The 14,885-nt window shown below is 48.9% G+C and carries 20 protein-coding genes; 8 read left to right on the plus strand and 12 right to left on the minus strand.

What is annotated here, in order from left to right:
* Positions 1-96: 96 nt before the first annotated feature.
* The 8 genes from K7B67_RS05580 to arsC form a co-directional block, all read right to left on the minus strand.
* Positions 97-558 (minus strand): hypothetical protein, encoded by a 462-nt coding sequence (locus K7B67_RS05580; RefSeq protein ID WP_252179375.1) that lies wholly within the window; start codon positions 556-558, stop codon positions 97-99.
* A gap of 170 nt (positions 559-728) precedes the next feature.
* Positions 729-944 (minus strand): hypothetical protein, encoded by a 216-nt coding sequence (locus K7B67_RS05585; RefSeq protein ID WP_252179376.1) that lies wholly within the window; start codon positions 942-944, stop codon positions 729-731.
* Positions 945-1,513: 569 nt separating this feature from the next.
* On the minus strand, positions 1,514-1,924 hold the full coding sequence (locus K7B67_RS05590) for a hypothetical protein (RefSeq protein ID WP_252179377.1): 411 nt from the start codon (positions 1,922-1,924) through the stop codon (positions 1,514-1,516).
* Positions 1,925-2,064: 140 nt separating this feature from the next.
* On the minus strand, positions 2,065-2,643 hold the full coding sequence (locus tag K7B67_RS05595; RefSeq protein WP_252179378.1) for a DJ-1 family glyoxalase III: 579 nt from the start codon (positions 2,641-2,643) through the stop codon (positions 2,065-2,067).
* Between the two features lie 121 nt (positions 2,644-2,764).
* Positions 2,765-3,145 (minus strand): transposase, encoded by a 381-nt coding sequence (locus K7B67_RS23840; protein ID WP_346658259.1) that lies wholly within the window; start codon positions 3,143-3,145, stop codon positions 2,765-2,767.
* A complete protein-coding gene (locus tag K7B67_RS05605) occupies positions 3,055-3,441 on the minus strand; it encodes a helix-turn-helix domain-containing protein (protein WP_252176075.1) in 387 nt (128 codons plus the stop codon). Before K7B67_RS05605 ends, K7B67_RS23840 begins: the two co-directional genes overlap by 91 nt.
* A 115-nt stretch (positions 3,442-3,556) precedes the next feature.
* On the minus strand, positions 3,557-3,922 hold the full coding sequence (locus K7B67_RS05610; RefSeq protein ID WP_252179379.1) for a DUF2069 domain-containing protein: 366 nt from the start codon (positions 3,920-3,922) through the stop codon (positions 3,557-3,559).
* A gap of 2 nt (positions 3,923-3,924) precedes the next feature.
* A complete protein-coding gene (gene arsC, locus K7B67_RS05615; protein WP_252179380.1) occupies positions 3,925-4,269 on the minus strand; it encodes an arsenate reductase (glutaredoxin) in 345 nt (114 codons plus the stop codon).
* Positions 4,270-4,500: 231 nt separating this feature from the next.
* Between arsC and K7B67_RS05620 the strand changes: the two genes are divergently transcribed.
* The 5 genes from K7B67_RS05620 (at position 4,501) to K7B67_RS05640 (ending at position 8,788) form a co-directional block, all read left to right on the plus strand.
* Entirely contained in the window at positions 4,501-5,076 is a 576-nt protein-coding gene (locus tag K7B67_RS05620; RefSeq protein WP_252179381.1) for a DUF4136 domain-containing protein, read from the plus strand.
* Positions 5,077-5,139: 63 nt separating this feature from the next.
* Positions 5,140-6,396: a YihY family inner membrane protein gene (locus K7B67_RS05625; RefSeq protein ID WP_252179382.1), complete on the plus strand. Its 1,257-nt coding sequence runs from the start codon at positions 5,140-5,142 to the stop codon at positions 6,394-6,396.
* Positions 6,397-6,604: 208 nt separating this feature from the next.
* The gene (locus K7B67_RS05630; RefSeq protein ID WP_252179383.1) at positions 6,605-7,915 is read left to right on the plus strand and encodes a PTS sugar transporter subunit IIC; all 1,311 of its coding nucleotides are present in this window, start codon (positions 6,605-6,607) and stop codon (positions 7,913-7,915) included.
* A 134-nt stretch (positions 7,916-8,049) separates the two neighbouring features.
* On the plus strand, positions 8,050-8,523 hold the full coding sequence (locus tag K7B67_RS05635; RefSeq protein WP_252179384.1) for a TlpA disulfide reductase family protein: 474 nt from the start codon (positions 8,050-8,052) through the stop codon (positions 8,521-8,523).
* Positions 8,516-8,788: an acylphosphatase gene (locus K7B67_RS05640; protein ID WP_252179385.1), complete on the plus strand. Its 273-nt coding sequence runs from the start codon at positions 8,516-8,518 to the stop codon at positions 8,786-8,788. The genes K7B67_RS05635 and K7B67_RS05640 overlap by 8 nt, the downstream gene beginning before the upstream one ends.
* Positions 8,789-8,805: 17 nt before the next feature.
* Here the strand turns inward: K7B67_RS05640 and K7B67_RS05645 are convergent, their stop codons facing one another.
* Together K7B67_RS05645 and K7B67_RS05650 are read right to left on the minus strand one after the other, a co-directional pair.
* Positions 8,806-9,306, minus strand: coding sequence for a lytic transglycosylase domain-containing protein (locus tag K7B67_RS05645; RefSeq protein ID WP_252179386.1), 501 nt, complete (start codon positions 9,304-9,306; stop codon positions 8,806-8,808).
* 103 nt (positions 9,307-9,409) lie between these two features.
* Entirely contained in the window at positions 9,410-11,125 is a 1,716-nt protein-coding gene (locus K7B67_RS05650; protein ID WP_252179387.1) for a proline--tRNA ligase, read from the minus strand.
* 159 nt (positions 11,126-11,284) lie between these two features.
* Between K7B67_RS05650 and K7B67_RS05655 the strand changes: the two genes are divergently transcribed.
* Positions 11,285-11,701 (plus strand): HIT domain-containing protein, encoded by a 417-nt coding sequence (locus K7B67_RS05655; protein WP_252179388.1) that lies wholly within the window; start codon positions 11,285-11,287, stop codon positions 11,699-11,701.
* A gap of 14 nt (positions 11,702-11,715) precedes the next feature.
* Positions 11,716-11,916, plus strand: coding sequence for a SlyX family protein (locus tag K7B67_RS05660; RefSeq protein WP_252179389.1), 201 nt, complete (start codon positions 11,716-11,718; stop codon positions 11,914-11,916).
* A gap of 56 nt (positions 11,917-11,972) precedes the next feature.
* Here the strand turns inward: K7B67_RS05660 and K7B67_RS23935 are convergent, their stop codons facing one another.
* On the minus strand, positions 11,973-12,566 hold the full coding sequence (locus K7B67_RS23935) for a cold-shock protein (RefSeq protein WP_276576719.1): 594 nt from the start codon (positions 12,564-12,566) through the stop codon (positions 11,973-11,975).
* 405 nt (positions 12,567-12,971) lie between these two features.
* Here K7B67_RS23935 and K7B67_RS05670 point away from each other — a divergent pair, with 405 nt between their 5' ends.
* On the plus strand, positions 12,972-13,313 hold the full coding sequence (locus tag K7B67_RS05670) for an HU family DNA-binding protein (protein WP_252179390.1): 342 nt from the start codon (positions 12,972-12,974) through the stop codon (positions 13,311-13,313).
* A gap of 161 nt (positions 13,314-13,474) precedes the next feature.
* Here K7B67_RS05670 and K7B67_RS05675 read toward each other — a convergent pair whose 3' ends face one another.
* On the minus strand, positions 13,475-14,698 hold the full coding sequence (locus tag K7B67_RS05675; RefSeq protein WP_252179391.1) for an OprD family outer membrane porin: 1,224 nt from the start codon (positions 14,696-14,698) through the stop codon (positions 13,475-13,477).
* Between the last annotated feature and the right edge of the window lie 187 nt (positions 14,699-14,885).

Below are 14,885 nucleotides of genomic sequence, written 5' to 3' on the forward strand. Positions count from 1 at the left end.
TCTGGTTCCCATGTCTTTGGGCCCTTTGGGTTCTAACGTGGGAGCCAGTTTGAGAAGAGCTGCCCTGATCATCAGGCTACTGGTGCGGCTGAAAACTCAAAGGTATTTTTCCCTGAGTGTGCTATTTTTTCCTGTGTTTCTCAAACTCACTTTTTGCAGATTGGTACCCTGGGGCATAAGGAGTGTAATAGAGTTCAATAAATAACTCTTCGGTTTTAATATCTGCCCATTTCCCATAAAACTCTGAAAAACTAGTTTCACTGTCAGTTTTTTTACTGAGAACAACGGCTTACCCTTATAAAAGAAGTGAAGCCAGGTGTAGCTATAGCCTTGTGAAAAGCCATGATCCGGTTCTCTCTCTTGAGTTATTGAAATATAGTAAGGGTTGAGAAAATCAAGTAATTCGATGGCATTACTGAATACCTGAATATTCGGGTTAGCGGATCCTGCTCTATCACGCACATCCTTTTCAATGAGAATAGCTTTTAACCAATGCAAGTGGTTTATGGTTTCTGAAATAATGTGACAAGCTGCTGCGTTTTCATCTATTTTTCCCACTACTACGGCGCCCTCATGGGCTTGTGGCTGAGAGGGTTGTGTTTCTGTCGTCTCATGATGACTGTGTCCTGTCGAACTTTCTGCGTAACTCAGCGACTCTTCAGCTAACGTAACATTATTGAATTTTTGACGGAGTTCACAAACACCATGACAGGAACCGGCATAACAATTTAAACCAAACGTATGCAGGTCTTGTTCAGGATGTTCATTGCCACCGCCAGAACCAGACGACAGGGGGTGGGTGAAAGAGCCTCTGACATGGCTGGTTGTCCCTGAGGCTTGTTGGCTGGATGATTCTGATGACGGGTTTTGTGATTCAGTTTGGCCGTTTTGCTCACCGGCAAAAGAAGCGCCCGAAGATGGTCTATTTCCTTGGATTTACCCATTACTGCACCCGGAACCAGAAGGGAAACTTCATGGTTGGTCGTAAGACGGAGAGAGCACGGCTTAGGCGAAGTATTGAGAAATTCAAAGAGCTGCTAAGACGCATCCGCCACGATCCGTTGCATGAACAATTAACAGCTATCAATCGTCGTTTACAGGGACACTACGCTTACTATGGAATGGGAGGGAACTTCCGGAGCCTTTGCAAATTGTATCGGTCTGTGGAGAGATATTGGCGCAAGATGCTCAGTAGGCGAAGCCGAAAAGGCAAGGTGACTTGGGAAATGTTTAACCGCCTCAAACAGATCATGCCGTTACTGAAACCAAAGATAGCGATCCCCTTTTGGAGGATGCAGTTTATGGCAGTGCTGTAAGTCAGATGCTGAAGAGCCCGGTGCGGGAAATCCGCACGCCGGGATCTGAGGGGGTTGGAGTTACAACTGGTAGCTCCTTCTACCCGATCCTGAGGGGGAAGTTCTCTCGGGCGACTCGACTGGGAACGAGTGGTTAGAGTTTTGTGATACCCTCTGATTGCCTGAAGGTTTTTTGAACAGTTGTTTAAAAGCGTCCGTCAGGTGCTGGCGTTGGATTGGTTATTTTTTTCCTCAGGAAAATACTGACTGAGAATGTCCGGGTCACTGCTCAATGCATCGCAGGCTTCTGGTTGTGAAACCGGTGTAATACTGGTTGAACAGAGTTTCATGTTGCGGATACTGGCATCAAACCAGAACCAGTTCTTGTTCTCGGAATAACATAAGGCTCTGGCTGTATAGTTGACCGAAGGTACCAGAGGAACAGAAGGAAAGCCGAGCAGCTGTTTTTTAACGACGGTAGAGCTCAGGCAGGAGTAGGTAATATTGTTGTATCGTCGTTCAAACCGGTCAAAGGTCCGGGCGATCAGCTGCTCGGCGATTTTATCTTGTCTCAGGCTTAACTGGTAGAGAGCCAGTCCACATAAAAAGAGAATGATAATACTTTCCATAATGAGTACCTCAAGGCTTTATTAATTAGTACTAGCGTCCGTACCAGCTTTTTCTAAACCCTTTTTTCATCAAACCATAGATGCCTTGCTTTAGGGAAGCGCTCATTTCTCTTTGCTCACAGCTTTCGGTCGTTGAGTACTTATAATGCCCAGTCTGCCAGCATCTGTTTGGCTATGGGACGGTATGCATCTTTACCGTATACCGCGTCAACCAGAGCGAAGCTGAAGGCCATGGCAGAGCCGGGCCCCTGGGCGGTAATCACCCGTTTTTTCTGATCGACGACGACCGGGCTTTCAGGTTGCGGCAAAGCCCCCTCCAGTTGATCAAAAAAAGTAGGGTAGCAAGTGGCGCGGACATTATCGAGCAGAGAGTGGTAAGCCAGCACAACGGCTGATGAGGCACAGATGGCGGCATACCAGCGGTGGGCTGTCTTTTGCCTGTTCAGAAGCTCGGTAAGGTGTGCGTTGTCCCTGAGGTTGGCAGCCCCCGGCATACCACCGGGCAGAGCTATCAAATGGAAGTTTGTATTCAGGCAGGCTTCGATATGGCCGTCGGCTATTAACTTAATACCTCGGGATGCTTCAATTTCCAGATTACCGTCGAGGGTGCAGGCGGCAACAGAGACCTGAGCCCCAGCCCTGCGAAGTGTGTCAATAATGGTAATGGCTTCGATTTCTTCGCAGCCATGAGCAACAGGAACGAGAATCTGCCTTGGCATAATGAAACCTCTAAGGTTGTGCGACATGCAAACACACAACCTGCTCTGTTTCCATTTTAGAGCAGGCACGGCGAAATCTGCCGAGCTGATTGAGACAATTCAGTTCGACAGATTGATAAGCCTAGTGCACCCAAGCTCTAATATCCATACAGCATCGCACCTGCAATGGCCGACCTTTGTAAGTCCATTTAAATGGCTTCGCCATTTTCTCGTTGAAGAAGTCAACAAACTGGTGAAGCCGAGCTTTCAGGTCTTCTTTTGAAGTAAAGCTGTTTCGCTTCAGAAAACGTCTTACCAGAATCGAAAACCATATTTCTATCTGGTTCAGCCATGATGCATGTTTCGGAGTATAGTGAAAAACGATCTTATGGGATGTATCAGTCAGGTACGCAGCCCGTGTCCTCATGTTCTTCAGGATACCGGACTTACCCTTAACGCCAAGTTCATCTTGTGGTGTGCCTTCAGCCCTGGTTTGTCGCAAGACATGGCAACAATCAAGCAAATTTGCTCTTCGGTGAACTTGGCTTTTGCGCCAGGGCGAGGAGCCTCTTTGAGTTTTTCTAATACTGGAATCTCATCACTACGCTCGACCCAGTGCTTTCTCCAGCGAGTGACGGTTTCACGGTTACACTTGAGTTCTTTAGTCGTTCCCTGAAGACTTTTCCCTTGTGCCCCCAACAGAATGATTTTGGCTCTGAGCACCATAGCCTGAGAACTTTTCCGTTGGCGAACAATCAGGTCAAGGGCATTGCGTTGCTGTTCTGACAAGATGATTTGTTGGGTATGCTTTGATGGCATCCGTGCTACAACTACTGAAGAGAAATGAGCGCATATCAAAGCATATTTTGATCTGTATGGGTATTAGTGCTTTCCTGCACTAGCCAGCTGGCCTGTCAAGAAGGAAAGGACTCAGTTACTCAGGCTGATTGTTTAATTGTCCTTGCCAGCGGGTGAACATCATGGCAGAGATAAACAGCGCACTGCTGAACAGGGTAATTAGCCAGCCATGAATGGAATCGGTGATAAACCAGGCATCAAGCACACCGCTGATAAAATAAAAGCAGAGAATGAAGCACAGCCAGGCCGTCGCTCTTGGCTGGCGTCTGATTAACCCGTAAACAGGCAGTAACAGTGGGATAATAGTGAAAGACGCAATCATCCAGACTGAGTTTTGAGGTGGGTCCAGCCAGAGTACTTTTGCCGCCTGCGAAGATAGCAGACACAAGTAGAGTACCAGGCTAAACCGGTAGCTGAGGTTGGCTTTTTGAGTCAGATCCACGATTACAGGATCTCCAGTACGGATTCCGGCGGACGACCGACACGAGCCTGACCATTACAGACGACGATAGGTCTTTCAATGATTTTTGGATAGGCGACCATTGTCTCAATTTGCTGCTGTTCTAAGAGGTCCTGACCTTTGACGTGATCCTTGTATTCCTGCTCACCCTTGCGCATCAGTGCTTCCGGGCTCTTGCCTAATTGTTTCAGAATATCAGATAAAGTGGCTTCGCTGGGTGGGTTTTCCAGGTACAGCACTATGTCGGGGTGGATGCCCTTTTCTTCAATCAGAGCCAGAGTCTGTCTGGACTTTGAACAGCGGGGGTTATGGTAAATGGTGACGCTCATATTGCCTTTCTCTCGACTTATCTTTCGCAAGGGTATCTGTGACGGGAAGATTATCGTTGAATGGGTTCCGGTGCAATTGATATCCGTAGACAAAAGTTCAGCAAATCTATCCACTTTTAATCAAATCAACCATATAATTCCCTACAGTTGTTATCAGCATGTTCAGGCTTGTTCGGTCGCTGGTGGACAACAAGTCTAATAAAACCTTCTTCTCAAAAGGCAGGTATGGTCATGTATAAGCTTAAACTGTCGCTGGTTGTGATTATTGCGGTCGTAATGGTTGGCTGCTCCAGCCAGAAGCTCAACTGGGACTACAACAATTCTCCCGCTGCTACCCAGTCCATGAAAGACTGGAAAACCTATGCGTGGCTGAACAAGCCGGGCGAGAACAATAAGGTCAAGGGGTATCAGATCAATGGTTTGACGGATATGCGCATCCGGACCGCTATCAACAGCGATCTTCAGACCAGGGGGTATCGGGAGGTGAGTAAAGAGGATCATCCGGACTTTCTGGTAAATTATCTGACCACGACCCGCACACGCAGAGAGCTGAATCAAATGACGACTTCCATGGGGTATGGCTGGGGCTTCTGGGGTATGGGCGCTACGACTGAAACTCAAGTGAGAGACTATGAGGAAGGCTCGCTCATTATCGACTTTGTGAACCCGGAAAATCATCAGCTCCAATGGCGTGGACGTTCGACTTCCAGAGTGGTGCAAGGTGCCACACCCGAAAAGCGCAGTGAAAAGATTAACACTGCGGTTAAGGCAATACTGAATGGTTTTCCTCCCGGGCATAAAAACTGACGCGCTGTCGCTTGAGCCCCGGAAATTTTCTGTCCGGGCTCTTCTCAATATTAGGGATTGGTTATGCCAGATTCGCGTCCTTTCGGTTCCATAAGGGCTCAACGTGTTCTTTGGTTTCGAGCCTACCTGCTGTCTGTCTCAGATACTTTCTTCAAGCACCGTTGCCTTGATAACGCTGCGGCATTGACTTATACGACGCTGTTTGCCGTGGTGCCGATGATGACGGTCACTTATAGCATGTTGTCGGCTATTCCTTCATTTCAGGGGGTGGGTGATACGGTTCAGAGTTTTATATTCAGTCACTTTGTTCCGACAGCGAGTGAGCAGATTCAATCTTATCTTTCCAGCTTTTCCCAGCAGGCACGAAAGTTGACAGGAGTGGGTGTTGCCTTTCTGGTGGTTACGGCATTTATGATGCTCAGGACAATTGATCGTGCCATTAACCAGATCTGGCAGGTAGATCGGGTTCGTCGGGGAGTCGCCGGCTTTTTGCTCTATTGGGCGATTCTCACCATGGGACCCTTTCTGATTGGGGTTGGTTTTGTGTTGACCTCTTACCTGGCGTCCCTGAAGCTGATCGCTGATACCACCGCTTATCTTGGGGTTGACCAGTGGCTGTTGCGGTTAACTCCCATGTTGTTGAGTAGCCTCGTTTTTACCTTACTTTATCTGGCTGTGCCCAATCGGCCTGTACCTTTTCGTCACGCTTTTACAGGAGCCCTGGTGGTAGCTTTTCTGCTGGAATTGGCGAAGGGGGGCTTTGCCCTGTTTATTACTCTGTCTCCGTCGTATCATTTGATCTATGGTGCCTTTGCGGCTGTTCCCGTGTTTTTGTTGTGGATCTATTTCAGTTGGGTGCTGGTTCTTTTTGGTGCGGTACTGGTCAGGAGTTTTGCGCTATCCAACCAGGCCAGAAATGAGACGCTGCCACCTTTGCTCGGCGTTCTGGTGGTTCTGAACGGATTTAGTGAGCAGTTTCAAAAAGGGATGGGTCTCAAGCTGAAACAGCTACATCAGGGGGGATGGAATCTCTCTCTTGAAGATTGGGAGCTTTATACCAGTTATTTGCTGGATCAGGATATCGTCAGTAAAAATGATCTGGGCGAAATGATACTGGCCAGAGATCTCAGGCATCTGGAGTTTAATGCCTTGTGCCAGTCGCTGTCCCGGGCTTTGCCATCGGACCAGGAGCTGGAGTCCGTTGTGGTTCTGAACAAGCCCGTGTGGTTTGGTCAACTGGTGGGTCGCTTGAAGCAGCTGAATGAAAAACAGCGGGCTGTGCTCGATTGCAATCTTGACGAACTTTTTACCGAATCCTGAAAATAATGACCTCGGTCAAAAAAGTGATTTAATCAATGTAATCGGTTACTGAAACCGGTTACATTTGATCTTCAGTATTGGTATTCTCATACCCTATGTTAATAAAGGTCAGTCGTTGTGAATCTCTGGTTTTCCTGTTGGATGAGCGGGTAGCCCGAGGCTTCACACTGACATCGGAATTCATAAGCAAAACAAGCAGGGTGGGGTTATGCAGAATTTTGCAAACAAAATGGAACAGGCACTAATGCCTCTGGCTGGTAAGCTGGCCAATATCAAGTATCTGGTTGCTCTACGGGATGGGATGGTTTACGCCATGCCATTTTTTATAGTGGGTTCTATCCTGCTGTTGCTACTCAATCTGCCTCTGACTGATCCTGCCAACTTTATGTTCTCCCAGTGGTATACAGACCTGATGGCAGAATATAAAGGCGACTGGTTGCAGCCATTTTATGCGACACTGGGTATGTCCTGCCTGTTTATCTCTTTTGGTATTGGTTCCAGCCTGGGTAAACAGTATGGGCTGCCTGAAGTTACCAGTGGCTTTTTGTCTTTGTTTGCTTTTTTGTTGGTCGCCGCTCCCGTTACCGGCTGGCCGCCAGCGATCAATGCCAACTATCTCGACAGCAAGGGGATGTTCACCGCCATTCTGGTGTCTTTCCTGGCCATTGAAATTTACCGTTTCATGCATAATCGCAAGCTGACCATTAAGCTTCCAGAACAAGTGCCACCGGCCATTGCCCGTTCTTTTGAATCCCTGACACCGGTGATTGCCATTATCCTGGTGCTGCAACCGCTGAACCTTTTTGTGGCTTCCCTGGGTGAAGGTGGCATGCTGATTCCTGAACTGATGATGAAGCTGTTTGTGCCTCTGGTGGGTGCGGCTGATTCTCTGCCAGGTTTGTTGCTGATTGTTCTGCTGGTGCACGTTCTGTGGTTCTGTGGCTTGCACGGTACCAACATTGTGGTGGGTGTGATCACTGCGATTATGTTGACCAACCTTCAGGCGAACCAGGCTGCCATGGAAGCTGGCGAGGCTCTGCCTGCTATCTTTGCCGGTGGTTTCCTGGACAGTTTTGTTTACCTGGGTGGTGCCGGTGCAACTCTGGGTCTGGCCATTGCCATGTCCATCAGTAAAAGTGCCCACCTGCGCTCCATTGGTCGTCTCTCTGTTGTGCCCGGTCTTTTCAATATTAACGAGCCTGTTATCTTTGGTGCGCCGGTTATTATGAACCCGATTCTGGGTATTCCTTTCATTGGTGTGCCTCTGATTAACGTGACGGTTGCCTACCTAGCTACTTCCATGGATCTGGTAGGTCGAGTGGTTGCTCTGGTGCCCTGGACAACACCGGGCCCACTGGCTGCGTTCCTGAGTACTAATTTCAGCGTCACAGCGCTGCTGCTCAGCCTGGCTCTGGTGGCCTTCTCCACCGTAGCTTATCTGCCATTCCTGAATGTTTACAGTCGTTCTCTGGAAGCACAGGAGTCTGAACAGGCTTCAGGAAAAGCAGTAACTGCCTGATCATTCGGGTCGTTTGTTGAAGTTTGAAAACCGGCCTTTTTTCAGGCCGGTTTTTTAATTGGGGGGTCTTGCAGACGACTTTATAAGGCATTACAACTAGAATCAGAACAAACTTGCTACAGGATCCGACGGTAATGCGATACTTTTTTTTCCGACTTTTTCCACTGATGCTGGCCACTCTCTTTTTGTCTGCCTGCTCTGAACCGGATTTGACCGATACCCAGGGAAAGGGGGTTTTTCTCAAGGATGATAAAGGGCGGTGGTCAGTTATAAATATCTGGGCTCACTGGTGTGCACCCTGTCGGGAAGAGATTCCGGAGTTGAACGCTCTGGCCAGTGACGGCAAGGTTCGGGTTCTTGGCTACGATTTTGATCACAGCCAGGGAGAAAAACTGGTAAAAAAAGCTAAGCATATGGGGATTCAGTTTCCTGTTGTGACGGAGAGTCCGATGGCGCTGTTGGCAATCAAACCCCCTCAGGCATTGCCTGCGACCATGATTGTTAATCCACAGGGAGAGCTGGTTGAAGTACTGTATGGGCCTCAGACAAAGGAGAGCCTTGAGCAGAAAATTCAGAGCTTGAAAAGTAAGGTGAAAGCTGATGACTGATCAATGCAGGCGCGCCCTGATTGAGGGAAAAGTGCAGGGTGTCTGGTATCGTGGCTCGACTCAGCAGGAAGCCAGAAAACTGGGAATTACCGGATGGGCAAAAAATCTCCCGGATGGAAGGGTTGAAGTCTTAATGTGTGGTGAAGAGCAAGCGCTGGACAAGCTGGAAGCCTGGCTTCATGAAGGCCCTCCCATGGCTCGGGTCACGGATGTCAGTGTGACCCGTGAGCCCGGACAGATGTTCTCCGATTTTATTACTGGTTAGTCTGACTTAAGGCTGTCTCAGTCATTTCGCCAGTGGCGATCCCAGTTTTTATACACTCGTTCCGGGTACCAGGTTTTGCCAAGGCTGCCATTGTAGCGAGCCAAAGCCCGGGTCAGGTTACCTTTTTCCTTGGCCAGATAATAATTGAGAATATGGCTGCCGTATTTCAGATTGGTCTCTACGTCGGTCAGGTTGTCCTGTGGACGACCAATGATGTTTTTCCAGAATGGCATAACCTGCATCAGGCCCTGGGCCCCGGCAGAAGAAATCGCAAACCGGTCAAAAGAGGATTCTGTCTGGATTAATGCCAGTAGTAGTTCGGGGGAAAGTTTTGCGGCAGTGGCCTTCTTATGAATTGCTTTGAGCAGCTCCAGACGTTGTCGCTGGCTCTGGTGTCTCATAAACGGCTTGAGTCGTCTGGACATATCGATCAGCCAGACTTCTGCCGCAAAACGATCAGAAAAGCTCTCAGGGGTGCTGAGAGTCTCTTCAAGATAGATTTTCAGCCCTTCATCCACTGTCTGCTGACTCCAGCCGGTTGTTGGAGTCAGCAGAAGGGTGAGGGTGAAACCTGTGATCAGGTTGTTTTTATTATAAAACGATGGCCGTTTAATAAGTTTGTCAGGCCATACGCTCCTTAAGAAAGTCCGAAATTTCACTGAGTGCCACGTCTTCGCGATCCGCTGCCCTGCGGTATTTGTATTCTACCTGACCGTTCGCGAGACCTCTGTCACTGAGGACCACCCGGTGAGGAATGCCGATCAGTTCCATGTCGGCAAACTTGACGCCCGGACTGGCCTTGCGATCATCCAGCAGGACTTCGTAGCCTGCTTCAGTCAGTTCCCTGTAGAGGTTTTCGGCGGCTTCACGGACGGCTTCAGACTTCTCAATCTTCAGGCCGACAATGGCAATCTGGAAAGGCGCAATGCTTTCGGGCCAGATGATGCCGCGGTCATCGTGATTTTGTTCGATAGCGGCAGCAACGACACGGGAAACCCCCAGGCCATAGCAACCCATCGCCATCGTCACGGCTTTGCCGTTTTCATCCAGAACAGTCGCGTTCATGGCTTCAGAGTATTTGGTGCCCAGTTGGAAAATATGGCCGACTTCAATGCCGCGTTTGATTTCCAGTGTGCCCTTACCGCAGGGGCTGGGGTCACCTTCGACGATGTTTCTTAAATCGGCGATGCGGTTGAAGGAAGCGTCCCTCTCCCAGTTGATACCAAAATGATGTTTGCCATCGATGTTGGCGCCTGCGCCAAAATCAGACATCAGGGCAACCGTGCGATCAACAATGCATGGGATTTTGATGCCAACCGGGCCCAGTGAGCCGGGTCCGGCTCCCATGATGGACTTGATCTCATCCTCTGTTGCAAAGCGCAGGGGGGTTGCAACGTCAGGCAGTTTTTCTGCTTTTATTTCATTCAGCTCGTGATCACCACGAATCATCAGGGCAACGAAGTCGGCTTCTGCTTCTTCGTCCGCTGCAACAATCAGAGTCTTGACCGTTTTCTCTATGGGTAGCTCGAATTGGTCAACCAGATCGGCGATGGTTTTTGCTTCAGGAGTGTCGACCAGACGCATTTCTTCAGATGGGGTGGCTCTCTCATGGGCAGGTGCCAGGGCTTCTGCTTTTTCAATGTTGGCTGCGTAGTCACTCTGGTTGCTGAAGACAATGGCGTCTTCTCCGGAGTCTGCCAGAACATGAATTTCGTGTGAGGCGCTACCACCGATGGAGCCCGTATCTGCTTCTACTGCTCTGAAATTCAGCCCCAGACGGGTAAATATGCGGTGGTAGGTGTCGTGCATATTTTCGTATTCACGAGCGAGGCATTGGTCACTGCTATGGAATGAATAGGCATCTTTCATAATAAACTCACGACCCCGCATCAGACCAAAACGGGGGCGGATTTCATCACGGAATTTGGTTTGGATCTGGAACAAATTGATGGGCAGCTGTTTGTAGCTGCTGAGGGTGTCGCGAACCATGTCGGTGATGACTTCTTCATGAGTCGGACCAATGACGAAGTCGCGTTGATGGCGGTCTTTGAATCTGAGCAGTTCGGGACCAAACTGATCCCAGCGGCCAGTTTCCTGCCAGAGTTCAGCCGGTTGTACGGCTGGCAGCAGGACTTCCTGTGCGCCAGAGCGGTTCATTTCTTCACGAACAATGTTTTCTACCTTCTGGAGAACCCGCAGACCCATGGGCATCCAGCTGTAGAGGCCGGACGCCAGTTTGCGGATCATGCCTGCCCGTAGCATCAGCTGGTGGCTTATAACGACGGCATCAGAAGGTGTTTCCTTGAGGGTAGAGATCAAGGATTGGCTAGTACGCATGTGCTCAGTTATCCGATTATGAAAACGCAAAGGAGGGTATCTTACTATGGTTGTGCAGAAGCGTCATGACGCTGAGTGAATCAAAGTCGAATTTCACCAGCAGGTTGGCTATAGTGCTGCGAATTTATTACTGGCAACTCGGTTAAAATGGAGTAAATTATGAGCGAATTTCAGTTGGATAACAGGCTCGAAGAGGACTGCTTTGTTATAGGGGATCTGCCCCTTTGCCGGGTTTTGCTAATGAATGATAGCCAGTATCCCTGGTTTATTCTGGTGCCCAGGGTGGCCGGGGTTTATGAAGTCTTTCATCTTGATGAAGAGCAGCAGTTACAGCTGGCCTGTGAGTCGTCATTGACTGCGGCCATTCTGAATGATGTTTTTGAGGCGGACAAGATGAATGTGGCAGCGCTTGGCAATGTAGTTAAACAGCTGCATGTTCATCATATTGTCCGTTATGAGAGTGATCCAGCCTGGCCACACCCGGTATGGGGCAGGCTGCCCGCTAAGCCTTATGACAAGGCGCAGGTGAGTGAGATCAAAAAGAAACTGGAATCATTGTTCAGTTGTTTTGAATAAGTGGGGTGCTTGAGATGAATGAGGAACTGATTGAACTACAGACTCAGGTCAGCTTTCAGGAAGATACCGTTGCCCAGCTTAATGAAGTGGTGACCCGTCAGCAGCAGGAAATTGATGACTTGAAGCAGGAGATGGCTCAGCTGAAGAAGCAATTGATGGCTATGGCCAGTTCTCAGTTGGAAGAACTGGAGGAGAATGCGCCTCCTCATTACTAATCAGGGCAGTGCACTGAACGGGGGCGAATTATCCCCCGTTCAGAAAGGTGTCAATCTCAGCGGCCCCTGGGAGCAGCGATCACGTCTTCTGCCTGCAGTCCCTTGTCTTTTTCTATCACGATAAATTCTACCCTTTGTCCTTCAGTCAGAGTTCGGTGACCTTCTCCACGTATGGTGCGGTAGTGAACGAAAACATCTTCGCCGTTATCCCGGGTAATAAAACCGAAGCCCTTTGAAACGTTGAACCATTTAACGGTGCCTGTTTCTCTGCCAGAATCCATCACTTCCATTGGCGTTGCCGGATTAAGTGATTTCAGGTTGATTACGACATGCAGCAGGACGCCGGTAACGAGGAGTAGTGAGGAGGCGATTTCAGGTGACTGGTGAGAAAACATCGCCCAGCCGCTCAGGCCCGTTCCAGCGATCACCATAACTGAGGCCAGTGCCTGTACGTAGAGTTTCCCGGAGCGATAGACTGTCAGATAGCAGCCAAGGCAGAGGTGAATCAATGCCGCAGTGAGCAACAGCATGGTGGCTGAGGCAGTAGCCAGTGCTCCCTCCAGTAATACATTGAGGATGGATCCTTCCACAATCAGTGCCGTTAGTGAGAGGATGCCCAGGATCATGTGGATAAATTTTAGATGTTTCAAGTACTGAGTCCTTTTGGTTGTTATGTGTGTGACTGACAATGAAACGACTGCCTCCCGAAAGAATGGGAATGTTTTGAAACTTTTAATGCAGTCAGCCCAGAGTACAAACAAATGGGGTGATAAAAAATACAGTGCAACACTGCTGTAAGGATTAATGTAACGTCATTGTGCTTCTATCTCAAATTCTTTCGATGCACTGTACATAAAGGGCTGCAACAATGCTGAAAAGGGTGCAAAAAAAGACTACCACTGTAAAAAAGCACTTGTTATAGTGATTTCAGATGTTTCAAAAGTCTGGTTTTTTCGGACTCACCTCGAAACATTGAATCGGCCTGGTGTAGTGGCAGATCACAATCCGCTGGTGCGGGTGTAACCTACAAGGAAAACCATCAGGAGAGTAAAAGTATGGCAGCGAAGAAAGCCGCAGCTATCAAAGATAAGTACAGTAAAACCCAGATTCTTGCTGATATCTCAGAGAGTACCGGTTTAAGCCGGAAAGAAGTGGGTGCTGTACTGGAAGAGTTAGGAATACTGGTTGAGCGTCATATCAAGAAGCGGGGTTGTGGCGAGTTCACTCTTCCGGGGCTGCTCAAGATTGTGACCAGGAAAAAACCTGCTCAGAAAGCCAAAAAAGGCGTCCCCAATCCATTTAAGCCCGGCGAGCTAATGGATGTGCCTGCCAAGCCGGCCAGTATTCAGGTTAAGGTTCGTCCTTTGAAAAAACTTAAGGAATACGCCGCTTCGTGATGATGCTGGTATTGATTCTCTGAGTTCTTTTCGATCCATCAAGGGAGGTAAAAAAAACCTCCCTTTTTTTGTGTTTGAAAAATGAGTTTTATCAATGATCAAATAAAAAAAGCCCCTGCAAGAGCAGAGGCTTTATAGGGTTGTTTTTCTGATGGGTTAGATCAGAAGACAGCGACGTTGTACTTCAGGATGACGCGAGTGTCAGTCTTAACAACATCGTCTTCGCCTTTGGCCTCAACCGTATTCTTTGCGTACCTCAGTCGAGCGGTCAGACCTTCAACCTGAGGAATGGCGTAATTGACGTCAAGGTTGTATTCTTTTTCGTCTTCATACTTGTTGTCGCCCACGACGTAAATGCCTTTGAGACTTAGACCGTCCACAATGCCTTTAAAGTCATAGCCTGCAGTGAAGCCCCAGGCTTTTTGACCATTGCTTCTGAAGTCAGAGATCTGGATAGCGTTATAACCGAAGTAGCCGGTGTCATCGTCACCACCAGACCAGCCAGAATTGTAGTCACCTATGTCAGTGTCCTCAACTTTGGTGTATGCAACGCCAAAGTCAGCCTGACCGACACCTGCGGTCACTTTCAGGCCATAGGCATATTGGCTCTTGTCTCCGGTGGCTGGTTCGCTGTCGCCGGTCAGGCTGGCATGCCCGTACTGACCCGCTACACCCGCTTTAATGCCATCGACTTCGGTAGAGAAGCTGGCTTCAGTCAGGTATTTCTTGGCGTAATCGCTTTGACTGGCATAGTCGGCGCTCAGCACCAGGCCATTGCCAAAGTCGTAGGAGCCGCCCAGGGTTTTTACTGCCTGGCTGTCACCGTACGCTTCGTAATCAGTAAAGCCTGATTCCGTTCTGCCATTGCCTTTCTTGACCCAGGCGGTATGAGCTGACAGGCCAGAAAAAGCAACGTCTGCGTAGAAGCCTTCGCTCAGGCCCGGCAATACACGGCTATCCGAGTTGTTGACCAGAGGCATATCCAGGAACATGCGTCCGTACTTGGCAACGCCCATGTCGGCCAGGTTGAACTTGATCGCATAGGCTGTTTTGCCGTAGCTGTGAGAGTCTCCTTCACTGTCTACCCTCAACAGGCCAGGGTTGCCAACAAAAGGATCAATGTTGGAAGCAGAAAGTTTCAGAGAGTAATAACCACTCAGATCCAGCCCAACAATGTTCTCGAAATAGCCAGAGGTGAAGTCAAGGCGAACTCCTTGAGCCCATTGAGTGTTGGAGGATTTAGTAGTGCCATCGTCCCCGGTTTTTGTCTCGGAAAAGTTTCTCAACTCAAGGTTCAGGCTCGAGTCATCCAAAAAGGCGTTAGCTTGAGCAGAGGTAGCCATAAAGATGGCAGCGCTCAGTGCACTGATTTGTGCGAGTTTCATTAGTGTTCAGCTCCTTGCTGTATTAGATGTGTGTTCCAGCCCTGGTTTCAAAATCCTTGTACCACCTGAACAGAATGTACTGCGAAACCTCCCCATAGGGCTAAGAGTGATTCTTATACAATCCTGAACAGGATGCAACAGGGTATAGAAAAAACTCACATCTTTAAGTGCAAGCGTTTACCGGGTC

Source organism: Endozoicomonas sp. 4G, from assembly GCF_023822025.1.
Lineage (GTDB): Bacteria > Pseudomonadota > Gammaproteobacteria > Pseudomonadales > Endozoicomonadaceae > Endozoicomonas_A.

Bases quoted from the DNA above. Each gene is read 5' to 3' on its own strand.
- K7B67_RS05585 (WP_252179376.1), bottom strand. From the start codon at position 944: ATGGGTAAATCCAAGGAAATAGACCATCTTCGGGCGCTTCTTTTGCCG.
- K7B67_RS05590 (WP_252179377.1), bottom strand. From the start codon at position 1,924: ATGGAAAGTATTATCATTCTCTTTTTATGTGGACTGGCTCTCTACCAG.
- K7B67_RS05595 (WP_252179378.1), bottom strand. From the start codon at position 2,643: ATGCCAAGGCAGATTCTCGTTCCTGTTGCTCATGGCTGCGAAGAAATC.
- K7B67_RS05605 (WP_252176075.1), bottom strand. From the start codon at position 3,441: ATGCCATCAAAGCATACCCAACAAATCATCTTGTCAGAACAGCAACGC.
- arsC (WP_252179380.1), bottom strand. From the start codon at position 4,269: ATGAGCGTCACCATTTACCATAACCCCCGCTGTTCAAAGTCCAGACAG.
- K7B67_RS05620 (WP_252179381.1), top strand. From the start codon at position 4,501: ATGTATAAGCTTAAACTGTCGCTGGTTGTGATTATTGCGGTCGTAATG.
- K7B67_RS05625 (WP_252179382.1), top strand. From the start codon at position 5,140: ATGCCAGATTCGCGTCCTTTCGGTTCCATAAGGGCTCAACGTGTTCTT.
- K7B67_RS05630 (WP_252179383.1), top strand. From the start codon at position 6,605: ATGCAGAATTTTGCAAACAAAATGGAACAGGCACTAATGCCTCTGGCT.
- K7B67_RS05635 (WP_252179384.1), top strand. From the start codon at position 8,050: ATGCGATACTTTTTTTTCCGACTTTTTCCACTGATGCTGGCCACTCTC.
- K7B67_RS05640 (WP_252179385.1), top strand. From the start codon at position 8,516: ATGACTGATCAATGCAGGCGCGCCCTGATTGAGGGAAAAGTGCAGGGT.
- K7B67_RS05650 (WP_252179387.1), bottom strand. From the start codon at position 11,125: ATGCGTACTAGCCAATCCTTGATCTCTACCCTCAAGGAAACACCTTCT.
- K7B67_RS05655 (WP_252179388.1), top strand. From the start codon at position 11,285: ATGAGCGAATTTCAGTTGGATAACAGGCTCGAAGAGGACTGCTTTGTT.
- K7B67_RS05660 (WP_252179389.1), top strand. From the start codon at position 11,716: ATGAATGAGGAACTGATTGAACTACAGACTCAGGTCAGCTTTCAGGAA.
- K7B67_RS05670 (WP_252179390.1), top strand. From the start codon at position 12,972: ATGGCAGCGAAGAAAGCCGCAGCTATCAAAGATAAGTACAGTAAAACC.
- K7B67_RS05675 (WP_252179391.1), bottom strand. From the start codon at position 14,698: ATGAAACTCGCACAAATCAGTGCACTGAGCGCTGCCATCTTTATGGCT.